Here is a 10687-nt window from a genome sequence, read left to right as displayed (position 1 = left end):
ATCGAGCCAGTATTTGCAAGCGATCGAGATTTTGCTGCAACTCGAACAGATCCGCTCGAATCTTCGCAGGTAGATAGATTTTGACTAGGATCGATCGGCAGCAGTACTACATTAACATACTTCTGCCGAGAGCAGTCGCGATCGATAAATTTGTGAGGAAAATTTTTCGAGACGTTGAAGTCGGTTGGCGATCGGTGTTAGGTTAAATCCAAGACCGATCGGGTTTAACCGCACGATTGTCAATATGTAATTTAGAGAATTTTCGATCGCGAGCGCACTAATATTATTGGGAGCATAAATCTGATGGCATCACCAACCCCACTGCACGGTACCGAATTAATCGATTGCGCCAATGCCAATGCCAAGGAAGGCATTCAAGCAGCCGCGAATCTCTGTGGCTATAGTGGCGATATCGTCACGTTCGAGCGTGAATTACAAACAGCAGCGCATCAAATGGGCATCCAGCTTCATGGTTTTCAAGATTTGAAGAAGAAAGCCGAAGTCTCCACCCAGCCCCAGGGCGAAATTGTAGCACCAGATAGTGCTACAGAGCTGTAAGTAGGGGATAGGGAATAGGGAATAGGGAATAGGGACACAAGTGTTCTGTAATTAAACCAGTCCCCCCATCCCCCCATCTCCCATCTCCCATCTCCCAACTCCTATCTCCCAACCGATCGCGAGCAACTGTGCTAAATTATTGGCAATCGTAAGTACGATCGGGATAAACACTCGATCGTCCTCGCGATTGCCGTCATGTCTAATGAACACAATATGATTCGCGATGCTACGATCGAAGATTTACCTGCAATTATTGAAATTTACAATACATCGATTCCTGGACGGATGGCGACAGCCGATTTAGAGCCAGTGACGGTTGCCAGCCGCATGGACTGGTTTACCGCGCACACGCCCGATCGCCGCCCTTTATGGGTAGTCGAAGTAGATGGTAAAATTAAAGCATGGTTTAGTTTTCGATCGTTTTATGGGCGCGATGCCTATCGGCATACGGTCGAGGTGAGCGTGTATGTCGCACCAGATTCTCACCACAAACATTTAGCCACGCAACTATTGTCTAAAGCTTTAGCTGGTGCTGATAGTCTAGATATCAAAACGCTAGTGGCATTTATTTTCGCCCACAATCAACCGAGCATCAATCTGTTCAAAAAATACGATTTTCAACAGTGGGGTTATCTACCTCAAATCGCCGAACTCAATGGGGTCGATCGCGATCTGGTAATATTGGGCAGACAAATAGGTCAGGCTTGATGCGCGGTTGGGTAGGTGTTGAAAATGTATTCCGACAAAATGTAGCTGGATATCTTCTCTAGCTTGGGTTGTGAGCATTTTCACAGAATATCGACCCGCGCAATTGCTCAAAGCTTTAGTGGTTAAGGGTTTTGGATTCGATCGAGTAATTCGGTTTTCGGTTACTCGTTCGTTTGAGTGTTATGATTGATGAGGTTCGCGCATCTGCACCTTGAAAACCAAATACATCAAGGCTTTTAGCCTCCCACTAGCGAAATCGACCTTAAACCCTTTCAGGGATTGAAACAATCACAATGGATCGAGCTATTACTGGGCGGATATAGCGAAATCGACCTTAAACCCTTTCAGGGATTGAAACCTGTCGCCAGTGACGTGCTGCGAGCATTAACTCGGAGCGAAATCGACCTTAAACCCTTTCAGGGATTGAAACCTTAAACATCGATCTTCTAGCTGCCGCCCAAGTCCCAGCGAAATCGACCTTAAACCCTTTCAGGGATTGAAACAGGCTGATACATTTCAAATTCCGAATACCCGCCTGAGCGAAATCGACCTTAAACCCTTTCAGGGATTGAAACAATCCAGATAATGCGATATCAGCCACGCCGATCGGAGCGAAATCGACCTTAAACCCTTTCAGGGATTGAAACAACGTTGGGGGCATCCCACGAGATAGGATCCGCATAGCGAAATCGACCTTAAACCCTTTCAGGGATTGAAACTTGGAGTAAGGGGGATTGCAAAACGTTCTCGGTGAGCGAAATCGACCTTAAACCCTTTCAGGGATTGAAACCCATGATTTTACTTAGAGATTAGTTTGTGAGTGTGTGGGACAGCGAAATCGACCTTAAACCCTTTCAGGGATTGAAAAATGGGATGAAAGTCCCTAATCGTTGCACCACGGTAGCGAAATCGACCTTAAACCCTTTCAGGGATTGAAACGGGGATTCCCGACGCGGTTGGGTAGAGTCATACGTCGAGCGAAATCGACCTTAAACCCTTTCAGGGATTGAAACGAAGCAAAGTGCTCGGATGGGGTTTCTCAGATGAATCCTATGAGCGAAATCGACCTTAAACCCTTTCAGGGATTGAAACAGCATCTACAATCTCATAGGGAGTTGTTAGCGGTACTCAGCGAAATCGACCTTAAACCCTTTCAGGGATTGAAACCAAAGCTTTGCCGATCGCGGCTTGAAATGTCTCGTAGCGAAATCGACCTTAAACCCTTTCAGGGATTGAAACTTCGCAGAGCAGCAGAGGGCGGCAGACCCAACAAGCAGCGAAATCGACCTTAAACCCTTTCAGGGATTGAAACAAATTCCCAGAATTATCACAAAGATATAAGCGGATAGCGAAATCGACCTTAAACCCTTTCAGGGATTGAAACGAAGGCGATATCATTCATGGTTTCCCCACACTCCAGCGAAATCGACCTTAAACCCTTTCAGGGATTGAAACGGCGGATTTTAGGAACGTATGGTGCTGACGCCAATTGGCTCCTAGAGCGAAATCGACATCAAACCCTTTCAGGGATTGAAACGAAGTAGTCCCCACGCCAGTGCCGAAAAAAAACCCCAAAGCGAAATCGACATCAAACCCTTTCAGGAAATGAGACAGTGAGTTTGTGATTAATCAAATTGATGATAATATTCAGGGTGTCGATCGTTCTGTTTGAGATGCTGCTAATTAACAATCGAGACTTTTTGCTGTCCAGGAGGGGTGTCGATCGTTATCTTTGTAGGACTATCTAAAAGCAAATACAGATGAGAATATCGTAATTGCTGTTGCTGCAAGGATTAAGGTAAAGGCTAGAATGATTACCCATTGGGTAGCTTGCTGATAATAATCAAATTTAGTATTAAAGAGTTTGACATCCATTTTATAAGCATCAATTTTTGCTTCCAGCCTGGTTTCAGAATCTTTAATTTCTAATTTAAGTTCGGTTTTAAATTCAGCGATCGAGTCGAGGACTTGTTGTAATTCACTGGTCATTTTTAACTCCAAAAACGTTGGGCCATATCTCCGCGATAACTGAGGCTAACTTATTTGTCAATTAATTAGTTGCTTTTAGAAAAGACTAATTTGAGCAAGTCGCGATCGACTGTGGCGATCCGGTCTAGAAACTCACCCAATGCCGCGCCGTCTCCATAGGTGTAACCCAACTCTACAGCCGTTTGCCTGATTAAATCTAATGTTTCTGGTTTGACCTTACAGCCGGGAAAAGGAACTCGGTTTAACTTGCGACGACCCATAACTAAAGTGCTTTAAGACCAACTTAACCTTATTGCAGATATAATAAATTGTCAACGAAAAAGCGATCGATCCTAATTAGGATCGATCGTCAGCGAAATCGACCTTAAACCCTTTCAGGGATTGAAACGATTTACTACAAGTCAGCAAGTCGATTTTCCCGACCCTAAACTCCCTGTAATCTAGTGCGATCGCAATAGATTATAGTTATGCAAATACATCTACTCTTCACACTCCAGCATGACTGCTTTTAGCACCACCGAACCCATTCTCCGCCGCAAACAACATGCACTAGACGTACAAGACCTCGAAGGACTCCTGCACCTGGACATCAAAATTAAAGATGTCGCGCTTTTCTCTGGCTTTTATACCCGCATCGACCAAGTGTTTATCTTGTGGGGGGTCATTACCACGGTCATTTTTATGACCGCCCAGTTTTTGACGCTCAATTGGACGGATCAGGCGCTGCTGTGGTCGATATTAACGCTCATAGGTGCTTGGGGTACTTACCAATTGGCTTGGTATTGGGTGTGTGTGGAGCGATTGCGCTGGGTCGTCTATGTGTGGGTCGGATTGACAATTGGTGGTGTGTTAGTCACCAATTGGGGTATTTTTGGTGGCGGCTGGATTGTGTTACCCCATTTGTGCCAATTGTGGTTGGCAATTAGTGGGATTGGCTATGTGGCGACAGCGTGGGGACTGCGCTCGCGGGCGTTTTTATTGAGTGGTTTCCTACATCTAGGCGCGATTGCCCTGCTGCCTTATCTAGTGGCTTGGCAGTTTCTCTACACGGGGATCGTGACAGCCGGATGTTTGTTTCTGCTCGCAGAAGTCCAATGGGATATGCACTCGACTACCGAAAATCAATTGTTGACACCAGTACAAAAACATTTTAACCAGCGTCAAAAAGAACTCCGAGTGCTAGAAACATCAGACGATCGAGAGATATTCTACCGCAAATAATCTAAATAATTACCATCAAATCTCATCCGAAAGGACGAGTTTCTTTCGGATGAGATTAGATATTATTGATGTATGGGATGAGTGATTATTCATTATTACTAGTTCCCAATGATTATTGAAGCTATTTTCTCGATCGAATCACAAGATCCATGCACTGGATGGGGGTTGTGTCGCAGTGACCCAGTATTGTCCACCGTAAGAGAGCGACGGTAGGCGGACAAACAGTGTAGAAAACAGCGGTTGAAATGTCATGTTCGAGTACCACAACTCATAGCCCGATCGTCCAATTTAGTGTAGAGTTTTTGTCGCTTCCTCTACTTTGTTACTACCAACGGGGAACTAAACTTCCCATCAGAGCGATCCGAGGTAGTAAATAAATCGGTGATTTTTATCTTCGATCTGCAATTTAGGGATTGCGAGCGATAACTAGGTTAGTTAAATTAATTAATAATTAATAATTGGATAAATCAATCTCCTCTGCCGATTTATCCGAACATCATCACCCATTTGCCCAGCGCGGGCAAGTGGGTTTTGTCGAGTTTAGCGACTTTTTAAAAACCGCTGGGATAATTTCATCGAGATCCGCGATACTATAGCTAGATCCCTGTCTGACTAAATTCATTGACAATCGAGATGTGCTGATGATTGCAACTACAAACCCGACGATAAATATTTTATGCCAACCGACATCTGATGCTTGGCTAGAGCAAGCCTTAGCGAATATCGATACGATCTTGCTCGATCATTCCCATTGCGAACGCAAAGCCGCCAGCACCGCAATTAATATGATGTTTCGCTACCCTTCCAATCATAAACTCGTGCGGCAATTAACCGCGATCGCTCAGGAAGAATTAGAACATTTCGAGCAGGTAAATCAGATCCTCGAACGCCGTGGTATCCCCCTCGCCCCCCTCAACGCGCCGCCTTATGGGAAAGGATTGATGAGCCAAGTCCGCACTCAAGAACCCCATCGCTTGCTCGATTCACTCCTAGTTTCAGGACTGATTGAAGCCCGATCTCACGAACGATTAGGATTACTCGGGAGCCATCTTCCCGATCCCCAATTAGCCGCATTCTATCGCGGATTGATGGCATCAGAAGCCCGCCATTTCGGGATTTATTGGTTACTGGCAGATACTTATTTCGACCGCACCCTCGTCCAAACTCGCCTGAGCGAATTAGCTATCTTTGAAAGCGATATACTCTCCAATCTCCATCCCGAACCCAGAGTTCATAGTTAGTTGGGAGATGGGAGATGGGAGATGGGAGGAGATCCCAACAGTGACTGAATTTGTGCCGATTAGGAATAGTCAGACTTGCTACCACAGTAACAGCGTAAGAAGAGCCTGGAGACTGGAAGTCTCGGCACACGCAAGCAAAGTCCGCCTGTCTGTCTTGTCTCGCTTCCATGGTCGGGAAACCCGACCGGAGCGAGCCGCTTGTCGCGCTAAACCCGGAGGAAACCTCCGGAGCGCGCGCCGCTACGCGGACTAGTTAATCAGTCCGCGTAGCGAAAAGACACAATCGGTGGCGGTGCTGAAAGGAAGCTAATATCCATAACATAAAACCTAAAGCCTAAAACCTTCCCATGCTCGCATACTACCAAGATTTTACAATTCGATCGTGGCAACCCGCAGATCGGCTGGCGGCGGCTGGTATTATCGAGCAAGCGTTAGCGGAATATGGACTAGGCTGGGAACCAGATGGCGCAGATCGCGATGTTTTAGAGATAGAGACATATTATCTCGATCGCGGTGGCGAATTTTGGGTCGTCGAGCATCATGGTGAGATTGTCGGGACGAGTGCTTATTATCCCTGCTTACACAGTGCCGATTCGCCCCCAAATCGCGGCAGCAACGCGATCGAAATCCGTAAAATGTACTTGAGTGTCAAAGTCAGAGGACAAGGCTTGGGCAAGCATTTATTAGGACTATTAGAGCAGGCAATTTACGATCGCGGCAATCGCGAGATCTGGATCGAAACAGCCAGCATTTTAACCGCCGCAGTGAAACTATATGAAGCAAATGGTTATCGCCCCACCACAGGCGTCGAGACAGCTAGATGCGATCGAGTATATGTCAAAATATTGGCATCCGCCGCGATCGATCCAAACTAAATAATCGATCGCAAAATTCGTTACTTTGTCAATACTAATACGCCCATCATGCCACTGGCGATCGGATAGTGAACAGCATGACTAAATCCCGCAGCTAAGCCTAATTGGATCTGCTCGATGCCAGTGGGGAATCGATCGAGACTAGGGTTTAAATAAGCATATTCATCCGTCATCCCTAATTGTGCTGCTTTCGGTACGACGATCGTATCCAAATACCACTGTTGAAATTGCCGAATGAGGGTGTTGCTAGGGCGATGAAAATCGAGAACTGCGACTGACGCATCAGTTTTCAAAACTCGATGCAACTCAGCCAAAGATCTGGGAATATCGGTGACATTTCGCAAGCCATAGCCCATCGTCGCCGCATCGAAATAATTATCATCAAATGGGAGATTGAGCGCGTCAGCTTCCACCCAATTAATGTTATCTAATGATGGGTAAATCTTGGCAATCCGTTCGGCAGCAATCGTGAGTTGAGCTGGGGCAAAATCAGCACCGACAACCGTCCCACTAGTACCCACCTGTTTGGCTAACAACTGCGTTAGATCGCCACTACCACAACATAGATCCAGACAAGTATCGCCAGCTTTCGCCAAGCTCCAAGCTACGGTCATTTGTTTCCATACCCAGTGCATCCCCAGACTCAGATCGTTATTAAGCCTGTCGTACACGGGCGCAATCCGATTAAAGATTGCTTGAATATCTGTAGATGTATAATCTGATTTAGTTGGCATTAATAAGTTAAGACTTGGGAGCTGTAATTAGATTTTAATAGATCGTAGGGTGGGCACTGTCTTGTTTCGCTCAACCTGAAGGAAACCTCCAGAGCGCGAACCGCTGCCCACCATCTAGGTTTCAGCCATTATATTCGATCGATAATTAGACACTCACTTCTGATGTATTTTGACTGACTGCCAACTTTTCAGCATCGAGTCGCCGTTTGCGAGCATATAGTTGAATAGTTGCCGCCATTAGTACCACCAGTCCCACAATTAAGTAACCAGTAATATCGGTCGGCAAATTGTTTTGAAATATCGCCAATAAGACGATCGCCACCAAAAATAAAGTTGGTAATTCATTCAAGCCGCGTAACTGCTGACTGCTCCATTTGCACTCATCCACTGCCAACTTTTTCATCAAACTACTGCAATAGTAATGATAGCCGATTAATAGGACGACTAAGCCGATTTTGATATGTAACCAACGTTGATGGATAACTTCTGGCTCTGTAGAAATAATCCCGATCGCCATCGCGATCGTGAGTAACATTCCGGGCGTAGTAATAATACTATATAGGCGTTTTTCCATAATTTGATACTGCGCTTTGAGAATACCTCGCGCGGGTTCTGGCTGCTCATTTGCCTCCACATGGTAAATAAATAACCGCACTAAATAAAACAAACCAGCAAACCAAACTGTAAAGCCAATAATATGAAAAGATTTAAACCACTGATATGCCATTAAATTAGCGGGTAGGGGGTAGAGGGTAGCGATTACTAGAGTAGGGAGTAGCCAAACGAGCGGCGACTAATTTCCCTCTATCCAGGTTAGGTAAAAAGACTCATACTTGCCACCGCGATCGAGATAAGCTTAATATTCTGCAATATCTAGTGGCTGTTTGCTCGATTTTACGAGGTAGAGAGTCGATCGTCTCTTTACAGATGCTGCTGTGGGGAGAGACAATAAGGGTAGCAATTTAGACAGCTAGAGAGTAATCGTTGCTACCGCCATCTCTCCAACGATCGGACATAGTATCAAGGGTCATGACACGTAAATTATGCCTAGTTCTATTATTGAAATCTTATCGGCTGATGAAATTCGCCGCACGGTTGTCAGATTAGCTTCCGAGATCGACGAACGCTGTCGGGATTTATCCCAAGTAGTACTAGTGGGGATTCAAACCAAAGGCGTGCCGTTTGCGAACATGTTAGCCCGACAGATCGAAATTCTAGAAGGAGTCAAAGTCCCCGTCGCAACTCTAGATATCACTTTTTATCGCGACGATCTCGATCTAATTGCCGTGCGCACTCCAGGGAAGACGGATATCCCGGTAGATTTGAATGACAAGACTGTCATATTAGTCGATGATGTGATCTACCAGGGTCGCACGATCCGCGCTGCACTCAATGCTGTTACAGAGTATGGCAGACCCAAGCACATTTTACTAGCAGTCTTGATCGATCGCGGTCATCGCCAAGTCCCGATTCACCCAGATTTTTGCGGCAAAAAACTGCCCACCGCTCGGGAGGAACAAATTAGGGTCTATTTCCAAGATGCCAACGGTCGCGATGCTGTCGAGTTAATCCGTGCGACTAGTTAAATACTCGAACCCTACCTACCGAATTAACATCGTAATCAAACCCTGTTGTCCGACCAAAACCTCCCGAATCAAACTAATAATTCCCACCCATACGATCGGCGTAATATCCACCCCACCAATGGGCGGAATTAGTTTGCGAGAAGGTGCCAAAAATGGCTCTGTCGGCGCGATAACTAAACTAAACGGCATTTTTTGACTTTCTACCTGCGGATACCACGTCAACACGATCCGAAAGATAAATAAGAAGGTCATAATTACCAAGACCACACTCACACCAATATTAAGAATATTGATTAATTGAAGATTACTCGCACTCATAAGGTCTGATTTTTTATCGTTAAATAATTAATTTTATTATAGCTAATGTAGCTGGTTGGCAATTCCCACTCGCACTCGCAAAGTCTGAATCATTACCATTAAATAAATATTCTCACAATCCACAATCTAGATGGTGGGCAATGCTCACCCTACGTTTGTAATACTAAGGAATTTAACCGCAGAGGCGCGTGAAGAACGCAAAGGTAAGAAAAAGAGGGTTAAGCTTCTCACAGATCGAACCTTACGCAGGAGAGTTTGAGAGGCGGCGTCCCGCCTTTCAACGGGGGGTCTGGGGGTCGGAACCCCCAGATCCGGGTTCTGCCTCCGCTAGTAAAATCGCACCCCACTAATATCTAACATTTGCCACTGTGCTTAGTACCATAACTCGCCAATCACTTTAACTAAGCAAACACCCGATGTTGCAAAGACGGCATCTGCGCCCGAGCGCGAGCCAATTGCGTCGGATCGATTTCCGCGATCGCCACACCCGGAAGATCGCCAGCATCAGCTAAAATAACCCCCCAAGGGCCAATAATCATCGCATGTCCGTGAGTTTGGCGCATGGCATAGTGAGTGCCAGTTTGCGCTGGCGCAATGACATAGCAGGTATTTTCGATCGCCCGAGCTTGCAGCAACACTTGCCAGTGATCCTTACCCGTGTAAGCAGTAAAAGCTGCGGGCACAAATAATACATCCGCGCCCAACTTAGACAGATGACGATACAATTCGGGAAACCGGACATCGTAGCACACAGACAATCCCAGTCCACCTAATTGCGGCGAGTGGTAAACGTCAGGTAATTTGACTCCAGCCATCACCGTGCTGGATTCGCGATAGGTGTTGCCATCGGGAAGATTGACATCAAATAAGTGCGTCTTCTCATATCTACTCAATTCTTCACCACTGGGGCCGACGAGTAGTGCGGTATTATAGACTTTACCCTGGGTGCCTACTGGCACGGGAAAACCACCCCCGATCAGGGTCACTTGATACTTTTGAGCGGTAGTTTTGAGAAATTTCTCCGTTTGAGTTGCGATCTCTTCAGCTTGGGCAACTTTATCTTGCTCGGTGCCCAAAAACGCAAAATTCTCAGGTAGACCGATTAATTCAGCACCTCTGCGGACAGCCAATTCGATTAGTTCTTCAGCGGTAGCGAGATTTTTCGCTAGATCCGGTAGGCTGGTCATTTGAATGGCAGCAGCAAGATAAGACTTCATTTGTGAGACAATTAATGACAATGAGTGAATGGTAGATTCAAAAAGACCCAGACTAGCCAAGTAATGACTAGTCATTAGTTCTTAGATAATCTTGGCAAATCTGAGTCCAAAGAACAGCCCCATCGCAATCGCGAACATCACACCGACAAAACCTAGATAAGCAATCGCACCAGACATAACTCTTTAACTCCACTATAACTATGTACTTACTATTAAATCATCGACGGGAACCTAGCGGGT

Annotated in this window: 14 protein-coding genes and 1 CRISPR repeat array; of the genes, 6 read left to right on the top strand and 8 right to left on the bottom strand. The window is 45.9% G+C overall.

What is annotated here, in order from left to right:
• The first annotated feature begins 303 nt into the window (after positions 1 to 303).
• The gene (locus tag RMO52_RS16760; RefSeq protein WP_310416412.1) at positions 304 to 558 is read left to right on the top strand and encodes a hypothetical protein; all 255 of its coding nucleotides are present in this window, start codon (positions 304 to 306) and stop codon (positions 556 to 558) included.
• Between the two features lie 51 nt (positions 559 to 609).
• Here the strand turns inward: RMO52_RS16760 and RMO52_RS16755 are convergent, their stop codons facing one another.
• A complete protein-coding gene (locus tag RMO52_RS16755; protein ID WP_310416409.1) occupies positions 610 to 768 on the bottom strand; it encodes a hypothetical protein in 159 nt (52 codons plus the stop codon).
• A gap of 3 nt (positions 769 to 771) precedes the next feature.
• Here RMO52_RS16755 and RMO52_RS16750 point away from each other — a divergent pair, with 3 nt between their 5' ends.
• Positions 772 to 1266: a GNAT family N-acetyltransferase gene (locus RMO52_RS16750; RefSeq protein ID WP_396135032.1), complete on the top strand. Its 495-nt coding sequence runs from the start codon at positions 772 to 774 to the stop codon at positions 1264 to 1266.
• Between the two features lie 249 nt (positions 1267 to 1515).
• Positions 1516 to 2878: a CRISPR direct-repeat array (repeat unit 37 nt; unit sequence AGCGAAATCGACCTTAAACCCTTTCAGGGATTGAAAC).
• A 128-nt stretch (positions 2879 to 3006) separates the two neighbouring features.
• Here RMO52_RS16750 and RMO52_RS16745 read toward each other — a convergent pair.
• Together RMO52_RS16745 and RMO52_RS16740 are read right to left on the bottom strand one after the other, a co-directional pair.
• Positions 3007 to 3255 carry a hypothetical protein gene (locus tag RMO52_RS16745; protein ID WP_310416403.1) on the bottom strand — a complete coding sequence of 83 codons (249 nt, stop codon included), beginning with the start codon at positions 3253 to 3255 and terminating at the stop codon, positions 3007 to 3009.
• 65 nt (positions 3256 to 3320) lie between these two features.
• On the bottom strand, positions 3321 to 3515 hold the full coding sequence (locus RMO52_RS16740) for a hypothetical protein (protein ID WP_310416400.1): 195 nt from the start codon (positions 3513 to 3515) through the stop codon (positions 3321 to 3323).
• 238 nt (positions 3516 to 3753) lie between these two features.
• Here RMO52_RS16740 and RMO52_RS16735 point away from each other — a divergent pair, with 238 nt between their 5' ends.
• From RMO52_RS16735 to RMO52_RS16725, 3 genes are all read left to right on the top strand, one after another.
• Positions 3754 to 4476: a hypothetical protein gene (locus tag RMO52_RS16735; protein ID WP_310416398.1), complete on the top strand. Its 723-nt coding sequence runs from the start codon at positions 3754 to 3756 to the stop codon at positions 4474 to 4476.
• Between the two features lie 641 nt (positions 4477 to 5117).
• Positions 5118 to 5717, top strand: a complete 600-nt coding sequence (locus RMO52_RS16730; protein WP_310416395.1) for a tRNA isopentenyl-2-thiomethyl-A-37 hydroxylase MiaE — start codon at positions 5118 to 5120, stop codon at positions 5715 to 5717.
• A 347-nt stretch (positions 5718 to 6064) separates the two neighbouring features.
• Positions 6065 to 6592 carry a GNAT family N-acetyltransferase gene (locus RMO52_RS16725; RefSeq protein ID WP_309744814.1) on the top strand — a complete coding sequence of 176 codons (528 nt, stop codon included), beginning with the start codon at positions 6065 to 6067 and terminating at the stop codon, positions 6590 to 6592.
• Positions 6593 to 6612: 20 nt separating this feature from the next.
• Here the strand turns inward: RMO52_RS16725 and ubiE are convergent, their stop codons facing one another.
• Together ubiE and hemJ are read right to left on the bottom strand one after the other, a co-directional pair.
• A complete protein-coding gene (gene ubiE / locus RMO52_RS16720) occupies positions 6613 to 7326 on the bottom strand; it encodes a bifunctional demethylmenaquinone methyltransferase/2-methoxy-6-polyprenyl-1,4-benzoquinol methylase UbiE (protein WP_309744812.1) in 714 nt (237 codons plus the stop codon).
• A 145-nt stretch (positions 7327 to 7471) separates the two neighbouring features.
• Positions 7472 to 8053, bottom strand: coding sequence for a protoporphyrinogen oxidase HemJ (hemJ, locus tag RMO52_RS16715; protein WP_309744810.1), 582 nt, complete (start codon positions 8051 to 8053; stop codon positions 7472 to 7474).
• A gap of 316 nt (positions 8054 to 8369) precedes the next feature.
• Between hemJ and pyrR the strand changes: the two genes are divergently transcribed.
• Entirely contained in the window at positions 8370 to 8912 is a 543-nt protein-coding gene (gene pyrR, locus RMO52_RS16710; RefSeq protein WP_310416390.1) for a bifunctional pyr operon transcriptional regulator/uracil phosphoribosyltransferase PyrR, read from the top strand.
• 15 nt (positions 8913 to 8927) lie between these two features.
• Here pyrR and RMO52_RS16705 read toward each other — a convergent pair whose 3' ends face one another.
• The 3 genes from RMO52_RS16705 to RMO52_RS16695 all read right to left on the bottom strand — a co-directional run bounded on the left by RMO52_RS16705 (position 8928) and on the right by RMO52_RS16695 (position 10624).
• Positions 8928 to 9230, bottom strand: a complete 303-nt coding sequence (locus RMO52_RS16705) for a YggT family protein (RefSeq protein WP_309744806.1) — start codon at positions 9228 to 9230, stop codon at positions 8928 to 8930.
• Between the two features lie 401 nt (positions 9231 to 9631).
• The gene (locus tag RMO52_RS16700) at positions 9632 to 10447 is read right to left on the bottom strand and encodes a carbon-nitrogen hydrolase family protein (RefSeq protein WP_310416415.1); all 816 of its coding nucleotides are present in this window, start codon (positions 10445 to 10447) and stop codon (positions 9632 to 9634) included.
• 81 nt (positions 10448 to 10528) lie between these two features.
• Positions 10529 to 10624 (bottom strand): cytochrome b6-f complex subunit PetL, encoded by a 96-nt coding sequence (locus tag RMO52_RS16695; protein ID WP_309744802.1) that lies wholly within the window; start codon positions 10622 to 10624, stop codon positions 10529 to 10531.
• Positions 10625 to 10687: the final 63 nt, after the last annotated feature.

The sequence above is a fragment of the Chamaesiphon sp. OTE_8_metabat_110 genome (assembly GCF_031382685.1).
In the GTDB taxonomy this organism is placed as follows: Bacteria; Cyanobacteriota; Cyanobacteriia; order Cyanobacteriales; family Chamaesiphonaceae; genus Chamaesiphon.
The sequence above is the reverse complement of the archived record's forward strand: the minus strand, read 5'-3'. Positions and strand labels throughout refer to the sequence as shown.

What these genes read in the sequence shown, in the direction of transcription:
- RMO52_RS16760 (WP_310416412.1), top strand. Translation starts at nt 304, where the DNA reads ATGGCATCACCAACCCCACTGCACGGTACCGAATTAATCGATTGCGCC.
- RMO52_RS16750 (WP_396135032.1), top strand. Translation starts at nt 772, where the DNA reads ATGATTCGCGATGCTACGATCGAAGATTTACCTGCAATTATTGAAATT.
- RMO52_RS16745 (WP_310416403.1), bottom strand. Translation starts at nt 3,255, where the DNA reads ATGACCAGTGAATTACAACAAGTCCTCGACTCGATCGCTGAATTTAAA.
- RMO52_RS16740 (WP_310416400.1), bottom strand. Translation starts at nt 3,515, where the DNA reads ATGGGTCGTCGCAAGTTAAACCGAGTTCCTTTTCCCGGCTGTAAGGTC.
- RMO52_RS16735 (WP_310416398.1), top strand. Translation starts at nt 3,754, where the DNA reads ATGACTGCTTTTAGCACCACCGAACCCATTCTCCGCCGCAAACAACAT.
- RMO52_RS16730 (WP_310416395.1), top strand. Translation starts at nt 5,118, where the DNA reads ATGATTGCAACTACAAACCCGACGATAAATATTTTATGCCAACCGACA.
- RMO52_RS16725 (WP_309744814.1), top strand. Translation starts at nt 6,065, where the DNA reads ATGCTCGCATACTACCAAGATTTTACAATTCGATCGTGGCAACCCGCA.
- ubiE (WP_309744812.1), bottom strand. Translation starts at nt 7,326, where the DNA reads ATGCCAACTAAATCAGATTATACATCTACAGATATTCAAGCAATCTTT.
- hemJ (WP_309744810.1), bottom strand. Translation starts at nt 8,053, where the DNA reads ATGGCATATCAGTGGTTTAAATCTTTTCATATTATTGGCTTTACAGTT.
- pyrR (WP_310416390.1), top strand. Translation starts at nt 8,370, where the DNA reads ATGCCTAGTTCTATTATTGAAATCTTATCGGCTGATGAAATTCGCCGC.
- RMO52_RS16705 (WP_309744806.1), bottom strand. Translation starts at nt 9,230, where the DNA reads ATGAGTGCGAGTAATCTTCAATTAATCAATATTCTTAATATTGGTGTG.
- RMO52_RS16700 (WP_310416415.1), bottom strand. Translation starts at nt 10,447, where the DNA reads ATGAAGTCTTATCTTGCTGCTGCCATTCAAATGACCAGCCTACCGGAT.
- RMO52_RS16695 (WP_309744802.1), bottom strand. Translation starts at nt 10,624, where the DNA reads ATGTCTGGTGCGATTGCTTATCTAGGTTTTGTCGGTGTGATGTTCGCG.